Genomic DNA, 18,585 nt, shown 5'->3' with positions numbered 1-18,585 from the left:
ATGCTTAAACTAAAATTATCATGCAAATCAAACAACAAATGCTTGCCCAGCAAGTAGAAAAAAAAATTGCCCCGCTCTATATAATTATTGGGCAAGATAATTACTTGCTGGAAGAGTCTTTAGCTACTATAAAGTCAGCCATCCAAAAAAATTATAACTATGATGAGCAACTCATATCCATCCAGTCAGCAGAGGATTGGAATACTGTAAAGGAAGAAGCAAACAGTTACTCCTTATTTTCAGATACCGTACTCTTAAATATTTTTTATGATAAGAAATCCATAGACGCTACGGGAAAGAAAATTCTCACGGAATACCTTAACTTAATTAATTCACGTTGCTTCATTGTTATTAGAGCGCCGAATGTACCTGCGAAACAATTACAGTGGATATCATCTCATCAACAGGCTGCACTTGTCCTATCCTATCCGCTTAATTCAGAAGCAATGAAAAGTTGGATAGTCACGCAGTTAAAGAAAAATTTCATGAGTTATGATCTGCAAATTCCCGATTTAATTCACCAATATACACAGGGAAATATGCTGGCTTGTGCACAAGCCATTGAAAAAATAGCATTATCTTATACTCCTAACAGCAAAATTGAGGCGCAACACGTATTGGAGCACTTATCCGATCAATGTGACCATAATCTTTTCGAGTTAGTCGATGCATGTCTCCTTGGCCAAGGGGATAAGGCGATTCAGATTTTACGTCATGCGGCAAATAATAAGACAGAAGCTACTTTAGTCTTATGGATGCTTAGTCAGGAAATAAGATTAATCATACAGCTGTCTTATTTAATGGAAAAGAAAGTTGATATTCAAAATGCATGCAGCCAATTAAAAATTTGGCCCCAGCGTGTCAACCTCTATAAAATATGTTGTAATCGATTTAATCAAGCAATATTGCAGCAGCTTCATCGATATTGTTACTCTATCGACGAGCGTATTAAATCGAATAGCTCATATAGCCAAGTATGGAATTCCCTCGAAAACGCTGCCCTCTCGCTTTGTCTGGGGAAATTAATGGGTGACACATGCACAGCATAGCTATTTTTGGCGGCACCTTTGATCCCATACATAATGGTCATTTGCAGGCCAGCAAATTTATTCAAACACATATTAAATTTGACTCGTATATCTTTCTTCCCTGTAAAACACCAACTATAAAGCCTCCAACGCTAGCTAACAATGAGCAAAGAGTGGAAATGTTAAAGTTGGCAATTAAAGAGATACCAGACTTTAAGCTAGATTTACGAGAGATAGAACGCGACACCCCCTCTTATATGGTTGAAACTTTGAAAAGTTTTAGGCTGGAATACTCAAAAGCATCGATAACTTTGATTATTGGATATGATGCCTTTCTATCATTACCCCGTTGGCATCAGTGGGAGAAAATTATTACTCTAGCGAATTTACTAGTAATCAATAGAAAAGAGTTTGCCAGACAAGCTGTCCCAGAAATTATGCAGGAATTTTTAGAAAAGCATCAGATTAAAAGCAAAATAGAACTCTTAAACACACAAGCTGGAAGTGTCTTTTTATTTGATGCAGGCAATTATGATATTTCCTCCACTTTCATTCGGGAAGAAATAGAAAAGGGAGCTGATGTTAAAAACATGCTCCCTCACACAGTCTATGAATACATCAAAGATCAGGGCTTATATCAATAAAATTAAAGGACTCATTTGCCGATACCGTTTGTTTAGCTTTATTAATTAAACCGGGTAAAGAACCAGATATCCAGTTTATAACCGGTACAAGCTGATTATAAATTCTGGAGCTTTGAACGTATTGCTGATATGGCAAAGAAGTCATGCTGAGTATTGCGAAGATAAGAGAAAGAATGAAAACGCCACGGGCAAAGCCAAAAATACCGCCCAAAACTTTATCCATAGCACCTAAACCGCTTCCCCTTAAAAAAAGGCCAAGTATCGCATTAGCAATACCCCCAGCGATTAAAACACCAAGTACAACAATAATAAAACCTAATATTGTACGAATTGATTGATCTTGGATATATGGTTGCAGATAGGGATTAAGAGCTCCTGAGTAGTTATAACCTACCCATACTGCTAATATCCATACTCCCAAAGCAATAAATTCTTTAATAAATCCTCTTAACAAACCAGTAATTGAGGATAAACCAATTATTACTATAAAAATTAAATCAACCCATTGAAATTGCATGGTTAGCTAACTCCAGTATTGACTACAAAACCATTCAACTGCAGGGCACTTGCCAATTGAATTTTCAATTTCATTACATCACTTTTAATAGGTGAATGTCCTGCATAAACTTTATAAATAACCCCTTGTCGTCCAGCAGTTTTGATGTAACTTGCTTTATATCCTTTGCTACGTAATTTACTAACTAAGGATTGGGCATTGGCTAACTTTGAAAACGAGGCCAGTTGAACAGCATATATATTTCTTTTGTAATTTTTAGTATCGCTTGTATTTACTTGAGCAATTACCGGTTTTTTAATCGTTTTAGGACTCACATTTGCTACCGGTTTAAAGGGTGTAGCCGATTTAGCTGGTATTGTTGCAGCTACTACTTTTACTTGTTTTTTAACAACATTTTGCGCGGCATTGCTTAATGCTAACTCTATGGGTTTCGCTACAACTACAGTATTCGCCTTAGTTGCCTCTGCCTTAGCAACAGAAATAGCGGCATCATCAGCTTTTTGAACGGATTGAATGATGTCTTCTTTTTCTGGATTTAACTTTTTTTGTTCTACGGCAGGAGGAATTTCAATCTTGGCTATTTTTATGGTTTTAAACATCTCCTTTTCATCCGTTATCGCTACATCAGGAGTTGTTGGTTTAGGAGGTAGCTGTACCTTTACACTAAAATTATTTTCAAGGCGTTGACTTGATTTCTTCATCATTGCAGGCAGAAAAATTGCACCTAATGATAAAACAACAGCCACACCAACCAAACGATGTTTTAGCTTCTCATCAATTACTAATTTCATTGAATCTCCTATTAGCCATAACATGACTCACAGTAAAAAATGACCCATAAACAACAATTAAGTCACCAGGTTTAGCTTGTTCCAATGCGGCTTCAAAAGCTGCAAAGGGGTTATTATAACAAATTCCCACAGGAATTTCTGCATCCTTAAAAAAGGTGAGCAGCACATCTCCACTAACAGCACGTTTATTATCCAATTGTGCAGGATACCATCTCTCAACACAATCCTTCAAAGACATAATCAGGCCCAAAATATCCTTATCTTTTAATGCAGAAAAAACAGCGTGAATTTTTATTTTCTTCATCATGCGCAAAGTATCTGCAAGTAATCTTGCCGATTGAGGATTATGAGACACATCAAATAAAGTGCTCACCTTGTCTTTATGCAATTGCAAACGACCGGGAATATAAATACGCTGCATGGCAATTTGAAAATGGGTACGTGTCACTGGCAGATGATGTTCAAGTAAAACACCTGCAGTAATTGCAGCAGCAGCTGATTTGAGCTGTATTGATGGTTTAGGCAATCCATAAACAGAGGAAAGCTTCATTTTTTCCTCGTAATGAAGATTCCAGACAGAATTTTCTTCTTGAATAGAGAATTCTTGGCTCCACAAATAGGCAGGAACACCAAGTTGCTTCGCTACATGAGTTACTGATGCAGGGGGATTAATATCAGCATAGATGAATGGTTTACCAGAACGAAGGATACCCGCTTTCTCATAACCAATCGCATCAAGTGTATTTCCTAAGTACTCCTGATGATCAAAATCTATAGTAGTAATTATGGATAATTCTGCATCCACAATATTCGTAGCATCCAACCGGCCACCTAATCCCACTTCCAGAATAATGATATCCAATTCCATTTTTTTGAAATGCCACAATGCTGCCAAAGTAGTCATTTCAAAATAAGTTAAAAGAGTTTCTCCACGAACTTCTTCGATAATACTAAAGGCTTGACATAGGTCATCATCAGAAATGGGCGTTAAATTTACTCGAATACGTTCATTAAACTGGATAAGATGAGGTGAGGTGTAGGCGCCAACTTTATATCCGGCAACATGATAAATCATTTCAAGGGCAGTTACTGTTGAACCTTTTCCATTAGTACCCGCTACAGTAATAACAGGACAGCATGGGCGTTGCAGACATAATTTTTGTGCAACTTCCATAATACGCGTTAAACCAAGTTGTATTTCATGAGTATTTCTAGTTTCTAAATCATGCAACCATTCATCAAGAGATTTTTTTCGAAACGCTGCCGGGGAGGAGAATTGCTTCGTCGATACGGTACTCGAATCCTCATGTACGCTCGTGTACACTCCAGTTCTGTGCTCCGTGTTTTCTCGCACCTCTCTCTTTACAGCGTGTTTCGTAAGCGGTCTAATACGATCCTGCTTTGGCAACTGAATCCCCTAGACTTTTGCGCGTTAATTTAGATATCAATTCAGCAACAACTGGACGGATATCTTTTCTTTCGAGAATCATGTCGATATGTCCATGCTCTAACAAAAATTCGCTACGCTGAAACCCTTCAGGTAAAGTTTGTCTTACAGTTTGCTCAATAACTCTTGGACCAGCAAAACCAATTAACGCATTAGGCTCAGCAATAATCACATCTCCCAGACTTGCAAAGCTGGCAGAAACCCCGCCCATGGTTGGATCAGTCAACACGACAATAAAAGGTAAGCCCGTTTCAGCAAATTTAGCCAGAGCAGCTGAAGTTTTGGCCATTTGCATTAAGGAAAAAAGCCCTTCTTGCATCCGTGCACCACCACTTGCAGTAAAACAAATATAAGCTCTTTGTTCTTTTGTTGCTACTTGAATTGCACGAACAAATTTCTCCCCTACCGTAGCTCCCATGGAGCCGCCCATAAAATTGAATTCAAAGGATCCCACAACTACAGGTTGTTGTAATAACGTACCTTTGACAATAATCAAAGCTTCCTTCTCACCTGTTGTTTTTTGTGCTTGTGAGATCCTGTCTTTATATTTTTTTGAGTCCCTAAACTTTAACCGATCCTGGGGCTCCAATAATTCAGCAATCTCTTCCTGGCCTCCCTCATCAAGAAATTGCTGAATTCGAGTCCGTGCAGAGATCCGGTGATGGAAATTACAGGAGGGACAGACCATTAAATTCTTTTCTAATTCAGTGCTATAAAGAACTTCATTACAGCCTGCACATTTAAGCCATAAACCTTCAGGAACTCCTTTTTTTTGGGAGGAGCTCGTACTCACTCTTGAAGGCAATAGTTTTTTAAACCAACTCATAATTGGAACCCAATATTATAGAATCGTAATATTATACACAGAAAAAAATATTCTTAAATGCACATGAAATCGAATTGGAATTTTTCTTTTTGTATGATCTTTTTATGCAGCTGCATACAGTGCGTATACTGGGGTCAGGTTTCGTTTGCACTGTGATTCATCCCAGGTTATGTGCCTTGAAGTTAAAAAAAGTAAAATATTGAAAGAATTAGAAACAAAAACAAAGTGTTCAAAAAATGCAACCCATTCATTTTAATAAATAAATTTTCCATTTTTTTTTAAAAAAACAAGGGTGAGCCTAAAGTTTTTTGCCGGATGTCCGATAACCTTTTTGCGTACGGTAAATTCGCCATTTAAAAGGAATTTGCCAATTTACAAATGTCCCAAACCAGGGATTTAGGTCTGAGGAGACTATAATATGGCTCAAATTATTAATACTAACGTGCCCTCGTTAATTGCTCAACGTAACTTGTCTAAATCAAGTAACGCTATGGCAACTGCGATACAAAGATTATCATCTGGTTTAAAAATTAATAGTGCAAAAGATGATGCTGCAGGGCTGGCAATTGCAACCAATATGACATCACAAATTCGGGGAATGGACCAAGCAGTGAAAAATGCTAATGACGGTATTTCACTCGCCCAGGTTGCCGAAGGTGCGATGCAAGAGTCAACTAATCTTTTACAACGCATGAGGGAATTAGCGCTTCAATCTGCAAACGGAACTTATAGCCAATCCAACCGTCAAGCGTTACAAAATGAAGTAAATAACCTTTTGAGTGAAATGGATCATATTGCTACGAGTACACAATTCAACGGGCAAAGTATTTTGAATGGTGCTTATACTAACGCTTCTCTGCAAATTGGCTCTAATGCAGGTGAAACCCTTTCATTTTCGATAAATAGTATTGCCTCCTCAACAATAGGTAGTATCGCTTATCAACAAGGAACCGAAGTAAGTGCCGCCGCTGCTGCTGATGTTACTCTTGCTCTTGGTTCTAATCCAGCGGTAAGTGTCAGCTCGTCTGCAAACTATGTGGGAACAGCAAACGGCCAAGACAGCTCATCCGCATATGCTAAAGCAGCTGCGATTAATGCTGCAGGTGTTCCTGGTTTAACAGTAACCGCATCAACAAGTGGTACCCAAACTGTTGGAGCTATAGGTGGCACTGCAGCGGATACTTATAATCTGACCATTAACGGTGTTGATATATTTACGAACCAAGACGTCTCCACTGCATTAACGAATACAGATCTTATGGATGCAATCAATGCCGTAAGCAGCCAAACAGGGGTTGTGGCCTCTCTAAATGGCGGTGACATGACGTTAACTGCAGCAGATGGAAGAAACATTGCCGTAACTGAAAGTGGTACCGGATTTATTGCAGGTACTGACGGACTCACAGTCACAGGTGGTCCATTTGCAGCAACCCTGCGCGGACAACTCACTGTAAGTGCTGCTCAAACTATTTCTGTAGGGGGTACTCTGGCTGATGTCGGTTTATCAGGTACCATCAGTCTGGATACAAATGGTGTGAATAGTATTGACATCACGACCCAGGATGGTGCAGAGCAAGCAATATTGAGAATCAGTGCCGCCTTAGATAGTGTCACTAATAATCGCGCTGCATTAGGTGCTTTGCAAAACCGACTTGATGCAACAGTAGCTAACCTGCAAAACGTATCTGATAATATGTCCGCAGCACGAGGCCGTATTCAAGATACTGACTATGCAGCAGAAATGGCAAGTTTAACTAAAAACCAAATCTTACAACAGGCAGGAACAGCAATGTTGGCCCAGGCAAATGCGATGCCACAATCTGTTCTTTCCTTGCTAGGATAGTTGTAAGAAAGTAAAAACCGAAATGCGGCAATTGCCGCTTTTCGGCTTATTTTATATCCCAATGATTAAAGTATCAATCAAGGGAAAGGAGTAAAAAAATGACTATGGAATCGATTCCTCCAGCAAATAATAAATTGCTACAAAGTGATTCAGTCAAATTAAAAGATAAAAACATTAAGCCTGTGACTAAATGCGCTACGTCGGATCTGAATCTGGATACTGATTCGAAACAGGCCATAGACCATGCCACAGGCCTTCTGCAAACTATAGTAACTGATAAAACCTCAGATAAAATAATACGCAAAATACCCTCAGATGAGTATTTAGGCTTACTTAACTTGCTTGATGGGATAATTAGTGGTTCTATAGATAAACATGTTTGATGCAATTTATGGATAAACGTAATTTCATTGAGATTACTAAAACAAATAGGGAATATTATGGGCCTATCAACTCCAGGCATTGGGTCAGGTTTGGACATTAAAGCAATGGTCGAAAGCATGGTCAAAGCCGATCTCATGCCAGCACAAGTACGACATGATAAAAAGCTTAATTCCGTTACCACTGAGTTGTCTGCTTTTGGTCAATTAAAAAGTGCCATATCCAATTTTCAAGCGACACTCAACTCCCTATCTTATGCTAGTGAATTTAATAAAATGAATTCGTTACTCAACGAAGCTGGGTATGTTTCTGCCTCAGTGACAGAACAAGCAGCTGAAGGCTTGTATCAGATAAAAGTGAATCAATTAGCTCAAGCGCAAAGCCTTGCAAGCGGTTATTTCGCTAACAATAGTTCTTCGATAGGCAGCGGAAGCATCACGATAAACTTTGGTACATACAGCAATGACAATGCAACATTCACACTAAATACTGAAGTGTCTCCTGTAACAATTAATATCACTCCAGGAAACGACAGCCTTAATGCAGTTCGCGATGCCATCAATGCCGCAAACACAGGTGTTACCGCAGCAATTGTACAAGATAGTGTTGGCTCAAGATTAACGTTAACTTCATCCGAAACAGGTGAACAATATGCGATGCAAATTACAGGTAGCCTAACTGCTATGAATTATGACCCGACAACCGCCAATACCTCTTTAAGTCAAACCATGGCTGCCCAAAATAGCCAGGTACAAATTAATGGATTGCTTGTGAATGAAAGCAGTAATCGATTGGAAAATGCGTTAACAGGAATCACGCTCGATCTTCAACAAGCTGATCCGGCAAAAACAATCACTTTAACCGTGAAAAAAGATGTAGCTCATCTCAAAGGCTTAATTAATGATTTTGTCAAAAAATATAATGATTTTGTCAATTTCATCACTGCTTTAACTGGTTTCGATATGGAAACCAGGAAAAGAGGAGTATTGCAAGGTGACGACAAGCTTAGGGATTTAAAAATAAACATATATCACTTAGCCACTAACCCATTAACTACTGATGGGCCCATCCAAAGTCTTGCTGATCTGGGGATTACCAGCGATAAGCATGGCTTGCTGGAAATTGATCCCGATATGTTGGATGAAGCGATTAATAATAATTATCAAGATATTAAGAATTTATTTGCAAAAAAAATAACTGCTACCGATCCAAATATTAAAATTAATTCATTGGATACCGAAGTTGCTGCAGGAGCATATGATGTCATATTAAATGAATATACTCCAGGCATTAGCATGTCAGGCACCCTAGGAGGCGTGTTGGCCAACTCAACAGATGGAATTACTCTAAATGGTACTGGTGATTTCAGTACATTATCAATTGATGTTCTTTCTGGGCTTGCTGGGGATAGAGGACAAATTATCGTCAGTGATGGGTTAGCCTCATTAATTGATGGCTATTTAGGTTCATTAATCGATGAAGACGGTGAAATTGAGGAACGAATAGACCGTTTAAATACTCAGGCACAACAATTAGATGAAATGCAAGAACACATCAATGAACGCAGCATTACTCTTGAAAAAAGATATTATAAACAATGGAATGCCGTAGATCTCTTAATCTCGCAGATGCAAAACACCAGCAATACGCTTACTCAAATTTTGTCGAATCTACCCAAATTGAAAACTAAATAATTGGAGCATTATCGATGAAGAATCCAAATCAACAAGTTATAAATCACTACAAAACAATTGAATTAAAAACTCGTATCGATGCTGCCTCTCCTTATGAATTAATTAACTTGTTATTGCAAGGTGCGCGAACTCATATTGCCACAGCCCAAGGCAATATTGAGCGAAAAGAAATTCAAGAAAAAGGAGAGCATATTAGTAAGGCATTAAGTATCATTGAGGGTTTAAAAACCAGTTTAAACCACGAACAAGGTGGTGAAATAGCAGAAAACTTACTCCAAATTTACATGCATATTGAATATTTACTATTAAAAGCAAATCTCAATAACGATAAAGAATTGTTAGCGCAATCCAATGCATTACTTGCGCAAGTTCACGAGGCTTGGCAAAAAATTTCCCCCAGCAGTTCAGAGCCTGACTCTTCGCTTTCATCCTGATTTTTATCTTTGAAACATAATGATGCCTGGGTTTGCACAGTAAAACCCAGGAATTTCTTACCCAGTTCTCCACATGATAGTATCCTATAAAAGTCATGTATAAAGTTATTTTTTAAAGTGCCGCTATAGAGGATATAATGACCCCAATTGAGATCATTTATGAAAGTTATGATATCAATAATCGTCTCTATTTATTTATTTACAATAAGTCAACTCGCTCTTGCTCATGCGAGATACGGTGAAAATTTATGTAATTCATCGGACTATTTTTGTATGAAAATTAAAAATGGTGAAAGCTGGGAAAAGCTATTCCCTAATCCCGAAGAGCGAGACATGGTACGACGAATTAATCGTATGAATGTTGCGTTACATTCGGGAATGACTATAGCAGTACCGAAAAATATCGACCGCTTGACTATCTATGATGTTTCTCCTTTTCCAAGATATATTGACTCTCAAGGAGAAAAAGCAATTTATGTAAGCCAAAAAAAGCTAGCTTGGGCAGCCTATGATCAAGATGGTGAGCTCCTTTGGTGGGGACCTATTTCGTCAGGGATAGGAAAATGTCCAGGCGTCATCGGAGGCTGCAATACACCAACTGGTTCATTTCGCGTTATTCGCAAGCAAGATATTGATTGTGTGTCCACTGTATTTCCGAGAAGATCAGATGGCAATGATGGTGGTGCTTTAATGCCCTATTGCATGCATTTTTTTAGAGGCTATGCGTTACATGGTAGTTATGATGTACCTGGATATCGAGCAAGCCACGGTTGTATCAGGATGTTTATTGAGGATGCGCGTTGGCTAAATGAAGAATTTATTGACCTGCCGGGGGATGGAATGAAAGGAACCCGTGTAGTCATTGATCCCCCGGACTACCCAAACGAGCAATAGACAAATAATAACCAAACTGTTAATATTTTATATGATGAAATTTATATGTTTGTATGGTAATGTTGCCGGTTGACTTTTTGATTTAAAAAACTGCATTAAAATGGAACACAAGGTTTAACCACCTGATCTACAGGACTATTCCCAGTTTTTCTTCAAAATGTATATTTCACATGTTTCATCAAAGTGAAGTTTTAGAGCGTAAAAGTAAGGACTGCATACGAAAATTTTTAAATTGAAAAACGCCAGGATGGCTGGCCATAAGTAATAAACTGTAATCTTGGCCCAAGAGTGATAATACAAAATCAATTTCGTATCGATGAATCTGGAGAGTTATAAAATAATGGCACACTACAATACACGGTCCGACTCAGTAGCAAGTTTTGGGATACAATCAATAATGCCTTGGATGGTATGGGGCTTAGGTTGCTTATTTTATTTTTACGAATGTCTTTTACAAGTTTCCCCTAGCGTTATGAGTAATGAATTAATGAGGGATTTCTCCGTTACTAGCCAAACATTAGGAATTCTATCCGGAATCTATTTCTATTCTTATGCAGCCATGCAATTACCTGGCGGTGTCTTAATGGACTATTTCGGTCCACACCGATTATTAACTCTAGCGACTATAGTTTGCGCTGTCAGTACCATTGCATTCGGAATGACAGATAACTTTTTTATGGCCTGTGTGGCACGTCTAATGATAGGTTTTGGCTCGGCATTTGCGGCTGTAGGTACAATGAAGCTCGCAGCGAATTGGTTTCCTGCTCAGCGTTTTGCCTTACTTACTGGCCTCATGGTTACCATAGGAATGTTAGGTGCAATCGGTGGGGAAGCACCTTTGGCATTGTTAATTGAATCCTTTGGTTGGCGCCACAGCATGCTCATTATGGGTATTGTAGGTCTTATTCTGGCAGTCTTGCTTATTGTCATTGCTCAAGACACTCCTAAAAATTATGAAAAAACTCACCACCCTTCTATTAAAGAAGAACCCTTAATACCAAGTTTATTAACACTGATAAAAAACAAACAACTTTGGTTGGTTGCTTGCTATGGCGGTTTAATGTATATGGCTACTCCTGTTTTTTGTGGTCTCTGGGGGGTTCCCTTTTTGATGACTAAAATGATGATCACTAAAACAACTGCCGCAAATTATATTTCTTTAGTGTTTATCGGTTGGGCAATTGCCAGCCCCTTATGGGGAATATTGTCGAATCGTATTGGTTTACGCAAACCACCTATGTACATAGGATGTATCGGCGCACTTATAACCTCCATAATTTTTATTTTTGCTCCAATTAATAACCCAATCTACATGGAGATTTTGTTGTTTGCGTTTGGTATCTTCTCAGCAGGCTTTTTACCTGCATTTACTGTAGCCAAAGAGTTATGCAATAAAAAATATGTCGCTACAGGTTTAAGCTTTATGAATATGATGAACATGATAGGTATTGCACTGGCACAGCCACTTATTGGCTATATTCTTGACAAAATGTGGCAAGGTGAAATGAATGGAAGTGTTAGAGTATATCCATTGGAGGCTTACCATACGGGACTTGCACTTCTTCCCCTGGGAATGCTTACTGCCTTAATTATTTTGCCCAAAATTAAAGAAACTTATTGCCAAAGTGTACATTAATGAAATAATACGAAACTTCCTGGGATACAGTAACCTGGGTGCAAAGCCGGACTCAGGTCTACCTGATACGGATTGTACTCTCACTCAGGCTACACATTTTTAAAGTAGATTTGATATGGCTAAAAAATTATACATCAAAACCAACGGCTGCCAGATGAATGAATACGATTCAACTAAAATGGCAGAAGTTTTGTTGCAATCACATGGCTTAGTCAAAACGGAGCACGTTGAAGAGGCAGATGTGATATTGCTTAATACGTGCTCTATTCGTGAAAAGGCACAAGAGAAGGTTTTTTCGCAATTAGGACAGTGGCGTGAATATAAAGCTAAAAATCCTCATGTGGTAATTGGTGTGGGGGGCTGTGTTGCAAGTCAAGAAGGTGAAGACATTATTAAAAGAGCCCCCTTTGTTGACATCGTTTTTGGTCCACAAACATTACATCGACTTCCCACATTGCTTAATGAACGAATGGAAAAGAAAAAGCCAGTTGTTGATATCAGTTTCCCAGAAATTGAAAAATTTGATCATCTGCCAGCACCAAGAGCTGAAGGACCTACGGCATTTGTTTCGATTATGGAAGGCTGCAGCAAATACTGCAGTTTTTGTGTCGTGCCTTATACTCGCGGCACAGAAATCAGTCGTCCTTTTGATGACGTACTTGCTGAGTGTTATCAATTGGCAATCCAAGGTGTCAGAGAAATCAATTTATTGGGACAAAACGTTAATGATTACCGTGGAGTGATGGAAAATGGTGATATTGCGGATCTGGCACTTTTAATTCATTATCTTGCTGCCATAGAGGGTATAGGCAGAATTCGCTTTACTACATCCCATCCTTTGGCGTTCTCAGATAATTTAATTAATGCCTATGCAGAAGTGCCTGAATTAGCGAATCATTTACATCTGCCTGTACAAAGTGGTTCCGATCGCATTTTAGGGTTAATGAAGCGTGGTTATACTGCTTTGGAGTTTAAATCCAAGATCAGAAAATTGCGGAAAGTACGCCCAGACATTCGTTTATCAACAGACATTATTGTTGGCTTTCCAGGAGAAACAGATAAAGATTTTCAGGACACTATGGATTTGGTTCATGAAATAGGTTTCGATACTTCATTTAGCTTTATTTACAGTCCAAGACCAGGTACTCCAGCTGCAAATTTACCCGATGAAACCCCTATGGAAGTAAAAAAGCAAAGATTGCAGATATTACAAAACAGGCTGGTATTAAACGCCTCACGGTACAGCCAATCTATGATAGGAAGCACGCAGAAAATATTAGTTACTGGGCACTCTAAAAAAGACTCCCAACAGCTGTCTGGTCGTACTGAATGCAATCGGGTGGTGAATTTTGATGGTCCCGCTCATTTGATAGGACAATTCGTCGGCGTTCAAATTAATGATGCATTACCTAACTCATTACGAGGACGCCTCGTAGCAGCTGAGACTGAAACGATTTGATGATAGAACATATTCATAAACAATTAACTGTTCCGCGCGAGCATCACAATCAACGTATTGACAGTGTGCTCGCCTATTTACTGCCTGAATACTCACGTTCGCAAATCAGCAATTGGATTAAAAACGGTACAATAACGCTTAACCAAAAGCCATGTAAACCTAAAGACAAAGCTTTAGATGGAGATTTGATTGAGATTAATGTTGATTTTACTTTAATGGAAAAGGATTTTAACCATTGTATTGCCGAGAAAATTCCCTTAAGTATTGTTTATGAGGACGAAGACATTTTAGTACTCAACAAACCTGCAAACATGGTCGTTCATCCTGGGGCAGGAAATAAAGAGCACACATTAGTCAATGCATTGTTGCATCATGAACCATCCTTACATCATTTGCCAAGAGCGGGCATTATTCATCGATTAGATAAAGATACAACAGGCTTATTAGTCGTGGCAAAAACACTCCCCGCACATACTTCTTTAATCCGTCAAATGCAAGCTCGCGAAATTCAACGTCATTACATTACTTTAGTACAAGGCCATATTATTTCCGGCGGTACGATTGATACTGGTTTTGGACGAAACCCACGAAATCGATTAAAAATGGCCGTTCAAGAGCAAGGACGGCAAGCAATAACTCATTATTCGGTAAAAAAACAATATCAGGATTTTACTTTATTAGACGTTAAGCTGATGACTGGGCGAACACATCAAATTAGAGTCCATTTGGCTTATATCCATCACCCGGTTGTTGGTGATCCACTTTACGGGGGACGTATGCGATTCCCAGCTCAAGCTAAAGAGCAATTGCGCGCCCTGCTCCAAAACTTTAAAAGACAAGCACTGCATGCATGCATGCTCTCATTTTATCATCCAAAAACAGAAAATGAGTTGACGTTTAAGGCTCCAATACCTGATGATTTTAAACTTCTTCTTAACACATTGGACCAGCATTATGAAGACTAATCCAGCTAATTGGCCAGCACCAAAAAATATCACAGCCCTGAGTACAACTCGTTTATCAGGATATAGTCAAGCCCCTTATGACAGTAATAACATGGGCTTGAATGTAGGGGACAATGATCACCACGTCCTGCAAAACAGACAACAACTTATGGAGTTGTTGCAACTGCCCGGCGAGCCACAATGGTTACATCAAACCCATGGGACTCATTGTGTTATTGCAGAAGAAGATCCAAACAGAAATGCAGATGCCTCAATAACCCGCTCAATGAAACATCCTTTAGCCATTCTTACTGCTGATTGCTTACCTATCATGCTTTGTAATGTTCAAGGCACGGAGATTGCAGCAATTCATGCTGGTTGGAAGGGATTAGCGCATGGTATCATTGAAAAAACACTCGATAAAATGGAGAGTTCAGAGCCAGAGGTATTAGCCTGGATAGGCCCCTCAATCTGTCAAAAGTGTTATGAAGTCGGAGAGGAAGTATATCAAACTTTTACCGATACATACCCTTTAAGTAAACAGGCATTTAACCCCGTTAATGGAAAATGGCTGGCTAATTTGCCTCTAATTGCTGAAATTGTTTTGAACTTAAAAGGCATAAAAGCCGTTTATCAGTCTGGTTTATGTACTTTTGAGTTAAAAAATGAGTTGTATTCCTATCGAAGAACGTCACAAACAGGTAGAATAGCTACCTTAATTTGGTTTAATGATCAACCTCAGGATTAATAATTATGATAAAACATATCAAATTCATTATAAGTAGCCTGCTTTTTTTAACGGTCTCGTTAACTTACGCAGCTAATGCGACTAATGAAGCAGCGCCTACCCCTATGCCCAGTTTGGCTCCCGCTTTAAAAAATATTATGCCTGCAATTGTGAATGTTGCGGTACAAGGTTATCTACCTCCTAGTGCATCTCCTGGTGCAGCTGGAAATGATGAAGAGGCTCAAAACAGCAGACAACCACACCAAGCAGCTCCTGAAAAAGGGCGTAAATTTGAAAGCATAGGTTCTGGTGTGATTGTGGATGCAAAACATGGGATCATTATTACGAATGATCACGTAATCCGCAATGCGAGTCTTGTCACGATTACTTTACAGGATGGCCGACGCTTAAAAGCAAAACTGGTCGGTAGTGATAGTGAAACGGATTTGGCCATATTAAAAATTAATGCCACAAACCTGAAATCCTTGCCTATAGGTGATTCGGATCAACTACAAGTGGGCGACTTTGTAGTAGCTATTGGTAATCCTTTTGGCTTAAACAGTTTTGGCAACAGCCAGTCTGCAACGTTTGGTATTATCAGTGCTTTAAAACGCAGTGATTTAAACATTGAAGGCGTAGAAAACTTTATTCAAACAGATGCTGCAATTAACCCAGGTAATTCTGGTGGTGCTCTGGTTAATACAAAAGGAGAATTGATCGGGATTAATACCGCCATTCTTTCTCCTTATGGCGGTAACGTAGGAATAGGTTTTGCTATCCCCATCAACATGGCAAAGGATGTAGCACAACAAATCATTAAATTTGGTTCTATTCATCGTGGCTTAATGGGTATATTTGTTCAGCATTTAACACCTGAACTTGCTCATTCACTTGGATATCCCGAAGATTTCCAAGGTGCATTAGTATCACAAGTTAATCCAAACTCTCCTGCTGAGCGTGCTGGTTTAAAATCAGGCGATATTATTACCCAAATTAACAATACAAAAATCACACAAGCGACTCAGGTAAAAACGACGATTAGTCTCTTGCGTGTAGGTTCAAATGTTAAAATGGTTGTTCAACGTGATGGCAAGACTATTACGCTGGATGCAGTCGTTACTGACATTAAATCACATGAACAAAAACTGCAATCAGAGAATCCTTTTCTTTATGGGCTGGCATTAAGAAACTTTGAGCAAGAAACACCGCCTCATGGTAATGTTATTGGCGTACAAGTCGTTGGTGCCTCTGAAACAAGTGCAGGATGGCGTGCAGGTTTAAGACCTGGAGACATTATTATCTCTGCGAATAAAGAGCCAATTAAAGACGTTAAAGCATTACAACAAATGGCCTTACATAAAAAAAATGAGTTATTAGTGCAAATATTACGTGGACCAGGTGCCATGTATCTATTGATCATCTAACTTACTAGACAATTTATCCTGGGTGAAGCACTGCAGAACCCAGGACTCCTCCCCTACGCGCACTTCCAAAATAGTGCCTGCGCCTGTATAGACCTCATGAAAAGCACTGCTGTACATGCGACTTCGGGTACTTTAGACTCAGAACCTCAATTGTTATGCAGATATCGATCTTAAAGCATAAAAGTTAATACCAATTAGTTAATTACAAGCTCAATGAGCCTGGAATACTTGCTACTTCTTCCTCAAAAAACTGGAGAGGAATCTTCCTCGCATTGGATACATCTAAAGAAAACTCCAGGTGATTCATAATGAGTTCGTTAACTATCATAGTCACCATGGTCAAAACTAAAGAAGTTAATAAAAAAGTTTCATAGTTTAGATCCAATTTGAGAGCTAAAAGAGATGCCAGGAGTAAGCCCAAACAACAGGCAATTCTATTTCTAATGGTCTTATTCCAATAAAATGGGCCGCTTTTTTCGTTTCGCAATCTTTGTTCAAGCCTCAATTTCGCAAGTTGATTTTCTTTGTAGTTATGGTAATCCGAAGCTTTCTCCCGAAGCTCTTTATAAGTGTGTGGGAAGAAAAAGCAATTAGCTTTCTGGCTCATCCAGTTAAAACGTTTGCAACTTAAAGCAAAAGAAACCATATCGTTTGGCTTAAGGATATAATTCTTATCTTTATTGCGTGCATTAAGAATCTCCAATAGCATCTCGCTAGCTAATTCATCAAAAGGATTTTGATTTTGTTGATTGATGTTATGCATCGACTTTTCCTTTATTTTTAGCAGAAACCTTTTGCTCCTCTGTGAGTTCAAAAAAAGTATCTGGGTATCCTTAGTCTGCCAAATCACCCGGCTATACTCAATAAGTTTTTAACCCTCTGATTTAAGATAATTTTTAATAAATAGAGGTCCAGTATTTTATGAAATTAAAGTTCTAAATTTCCTAATTAAGAGTACGGCTGACATTTTTTTCTTAAATCGATTTATTGATTATGCTTTTGTTTTATTGAACTTAAGCCATTATAAAAAATGATTAAGCATACTTAGGGCATGTTAACAATTCATCCCCCTTGCCTACGTGCCGCGACTTGTTCGCGGCATCCATGAGATGGTCAAATTAAAAAACAAACCTAAGATATTGCTCTAATCTATTGATTAATAAGAGCAAATTCATAATATAACGATTCCAATATCAAGTATAAAATGAGTTTGCAATGGCTAGACTAATGCTCAGTGATGAGCTGTAGCAAAAACTAAAGGAGATCATGCTGGAAACATCAGATTTATGACAAGCCCAATCTTCGAATGATGGTTGAAGCAATGTTATACCGCACGCGTCGGCTGTCCTGGCGAGATCTACTCATAGAATCCAGGTTCTGGAATTCTACCTATATGCCGGTTCAACGTTAGATTTAATTAAACGAGTCTGGGAACATAAAAATAACATAATTTCAGGATTTACAGCTAAGTATAAGGTACATAAATTGGTTTATTATGAGGTTCATGAAACCTATGTAGAAGCCGGCGTGAAAAACGTTTCAAAAATTGGTGCAGGCAGTAGAAGTGAAATTTCATTGAGGATCTTAATCCAGAATGGCGTGATCTATATGAAGAACTTTGCCGTTGAGTAAGAGAGGCTGGATGCCGCGAACAAGTCGCGGCACGTAGGCGATGGGGATAAATTGTCAACATACCCTAGGAATAATCAGAAAAAAATCAAAAAAAATAGGGTAACAGACTTGACAATTTTCCATTAAAACGACAAAATCACGCCTCTTGTGGCTATGTAGCTCAGCCGGTTAGAGCGCGGCACTCATAATGCTGAGGTCGGTGGTTCGAGTCCACCCATAGCCACCATTTAGATCAATAAGTCACAACAAACATCGAATAAAAAC

Annotated in this window: 17 protein-coding genes, 1 tRNA gene and 2 pseudogenes; 15 read left to right on the top strand and 5 right to left on the bottom strand. The window is 38.8% G+C overall.

Annotated elements, in window-relative coordinates; all coding sequences use genetic code 11:
- Positions 1 to 20: 20 nt before the first annotated feature.
- Complete coding sequence (gene holA / locus FOLKNPGA_RS07660; RefSeq protein WP_182352478.1) at positions 21 to 1,049, top strand: DNA polymerase III subunit delta; 1,029 nt, start codon at positions 21 to 23, stop codon at positions 1,047 to 1,049.
- A complete protein-coding gene (gene nadD, locus FOLKNPGA_RS07655; protein WP_182352477.1) occupies positions 1,037 to 1,672 on the top strand; it encodes a nicotinate-nucleotide adenylyltransferase in 636 nt (211 codons plus the stop codon). The genes holA and nadD overlap by 13 nt, the downstream gene beginning before the upstream one ends.
- Here nadD and FOLKNPGA_RS07650 read toward each other — a convergent pair.
- The 4 genes from FOLKNPGA_RS07650 to accD all read right to left on the bottom strand — a co-directional run bounded on the left by FOLKNPGA_RS07650 (position 1,647) and on the right by accD (position 5,253).
- Positions 1,647 to 2,189, bottom strand: a complete 543-nt coding sequence (locus tag FOLKNPGA_RS07650; protein ID WP_182352476.1) for a CvpA family protein — start codon at positions 2,187 to 2,189, stop codon at positions 1,647 to 1,649. The genes nadD and FOLKNPGA_RS07650 overlap by 26 nt on opposite strands.
- 2 nt (positions 2,190 to 2,191) lie before the next feature.
- Entirely contained in the window at positions 2,192 to 2,980 is a 789-nt protein-coding gene (locus tag FOLKNPGA_RS07645; protein WP_182352475.1) for an SPOR domain-containing protein, read from the bottom strand.
- The gene (gene folC / locus FOLKNPGA_RS07640) at positions 2,964 to 4,211 is read right to left on the bottom strand and encodes a bifunctional tetrahydrofolate synthase/dihydrofolate synthase (RefSeq protein ID WP_370529201.1); all 1,248 of its coding nucleotides are present in this window, start codon (positions 4,209 to 4,211) and stop codon (positions 2,964 to 2,966) included. Before folC ends, FOLKNPGA_RS07645 begins: the two co-directional genes overlap by 17 nt.
- Before the next feature lie 154 nt (positions 4,212 to 4,365).
- Positions 4,366 to 5,253 (bottom strand): acetyl-CoA carboxylase, carboxyltransferase subunit beta, encoded by an 888-nt coding sequence (gene accD / locus FOLKNPGA_RS07635; RefSeq protein WP_182352473.1) that lies wholly within the window; start codon positions 5,251 to 5,253, stop codon positions 4,366 to 4,368.
- A gap of 418 nt (positions 5,254 to 5,671) precedes the next feature.
- Here accD and FOLKNPGA_RS07630 point away from each other — a divergent pair, with 418 nt between their 5' ends.
- The 10 genes from FOLKNPGA_RS07630 to FOLKNPGA_RS07585 all read left to right on the top strand — a co-directional run bounded on the left by FOLKNPGA_RS07630 (position 5,672) and on the right by FOLKNPGA_RS07585 (position 16,689).
- On the top strand, positions 5,672 to 7,096 hold the full coding sequence (locus FOLKNPGA_RS07630) for a flagellin (protein WP_182352472.1): 1,425 nt from the start codon (positions 5,672 to 5,674) through the stop codon (positions 7,094 to 7,096).
- A 98-nt stretch (positions 7,097 to 7,194) separates the two neighbouring features.
- Positions 7,195 to 7,479: a flagellar protein FlaG gene (locus tag FOLKNPGA_RS07625; RefSeq protein ID WP_182352471.1), complete on the top strand. Its 285-nt coding sequence runs from the start codon at positions 7,195 to 7,197 to the stop codon at positions 7,477 to 7,479.
- 57 nt (positions 7,480 to 7,536) lie between these two features.
- Complete coding sequence (fliD, locus tag FOLKNPGA_RS07620; RefSeq protein WP_182352470.1) at positions 7,537 to 9,171, top strand: flagellar filament capping protein FliD; 1,635 nt, start codon at positions 7,537 to 7,539, stop codon at positions 9,169 to 9,171.
- 14 nt (positions 9,172 to 9,185) lie between these two features.
- Positions 9,186 to 9,605, top strand: a complete 420-nt coding sequence (gene fliS / locus FOLKNPGA_RS07615; RefSeq protein WP_182352469.1) for a flagellar export chaperone FliS — start codon at positions 9,186 to 9,188, stop codon at positions 9,603 to 9,605.
- Positions 9,606 to 9,764: 159 nt separating this feature from the next.
- The gene (locus tag FOLKNPGA_RS07610; protein ID WP_182352468.1) at positions 9,765 to 10,499 is read left to right on the top strand and encodes a L,D-transpeptidase; all 735 of its coding nucleotides are present in this window, start codon (positions 9,765 to 9,767) and stop codon (positions 10,497 to 10,499) included.
- A gap of 340 nt (positions 10,500 to 10,839) precedes the next feature.
- A complete protein-coding gene (locus FOLKNPGA_RS07605) occupies positions 10,840 to 12,135 on the top strand; it encodes an MFS transporter (protein WP_182352467.1) in 1,296 nt (431 codons plus the stop codon).
- 115 nt (positions 12,136 to 12,250) lie between these two features.
- The gene (gene miaB, locus FOLKNPGA_RS07600; RefSeq protein ID WP_182352466.1) at positions 12,251 to 13,594 is read left to right on the top strand and encodes a tRNA (N6-isopentenyl adenosine(37)-C2)-methylthiotransferase MiaB; all 1,344 of its coding nucleotides are present in this window, start codon (positions 12,251 to 12,253) and stop codon (positions 13,592 to 13,594) included.
- Positions 13,594 to 14,559 (top strand): 23S rRNA pseudouridine(1911/1915/1917) synthase RluD, encoded by a 966-nt coding sequence (gene rluD, locus FOLKNPGA_RS07595; protein ID WP_182352465.1) that lies wholly within the window; start codon positions 13,594 to 13,596, stop codon positions 14,557 to 14,559. Before miaB ends, rluD begins: the two co-directional genes overlap by 1 nt.
- On the top strand, positions 14,549 to 15,286 hold the full coding sequence (pgeF, locus tag FOLKNPGA_RS07590) for a peptidoglycan editing factor PgeF (RefSeq protein WP_182352464.1): 738 nt from the start codon (positions 14,549 to 14,551) through the stop codon (positions 15,284 to 15,286). Before rluD ends, pgeF begins: the two co-directional genes overlap by 11 nt.
- A gap of 5 nt (positions 15,287 to 15,291) precedes the next feature.
- Positions 15,292 to 16,689 carry a Do family serine endopeptidase gene (locus FOLKNPGA_RS07585; RefSeq protein ID WP_182352463.1) on the top strand — a complete coding sequence of 466 codons (1,398 nt, stop codon included), beginning with the start codon at positions 15,292 to 15,294 and terminating at the stop codon, positions 16,687 to 16,689.
- 202 nt (positions 16,690 to 16,891) lie between these two features.
- On the opposite strand, the gene FOLKNPGA_RS07580 is transcribed toward FOLKNPGA_RS07585, so the two are convergent.
- Positions 16,892 to 17,452 carry a hypothetical protein gene (locus FOLKNPGA_RS07580; protein WP_182352462.1) on the bottom strand — a complete coding sequence of 187 codons (561 nt, stop codon included), beginning with the start codon at positions 17,450 to 17,452 and terminating at the stop codon, positions 16,892 to 16,894.
- A 503-nt stretch (positions 17,453 to 17,955) separates the two neighbouring features.
- Between FOLKNPGA_RS07580 and FOLKNPGA_RS18900 the strand changes: the two are divergent.
- The 3 genes and pseudogenes from FOLKNPGA_RS18900 to FOLKNPGA_RS07565 all read left to right on the top strand — a co-directional run.
- Positions 17,956 to 18,097, top strand: a pseudogene (locus tag FOLKNPGA_RS18900) (IS5/IS1182 family transposase); the annotation flags it as partial.
- Positions 18,037 to 18,257: pseudogene (locus FOLKNPGA_RS18895) on the top strand (GIY-YIG nuclease family protein). The pseudogenes FOLKNPGA_RS18900 and FOLKNPGA_RS18895, both read left to right, overlap by 61 nt.
- 213 nt (positions 18,258 to 18,470) lie before the next feature.
- A tRNA-Met gene (locus FOLKNPGA_RS07565) sits at positions 18,471 to 18,547 on the top strand.
- Positions 18,548 to 18,585 lie beyond the last annotated feature (38 nt).

This window comes from Legionella sp. PC1000 (genome assembly GCF_014109805.1).
GTDB classification, from domain to species: domain Bacteria; phylum Pseudomonadota; class Gammaproteobacteria; order Legionellales; family Legionellaceae; genus Legionella; species Legionella resiliens.
This window is presented reverse-complemented; position numbering and strand designations above follow the sequence as displayed.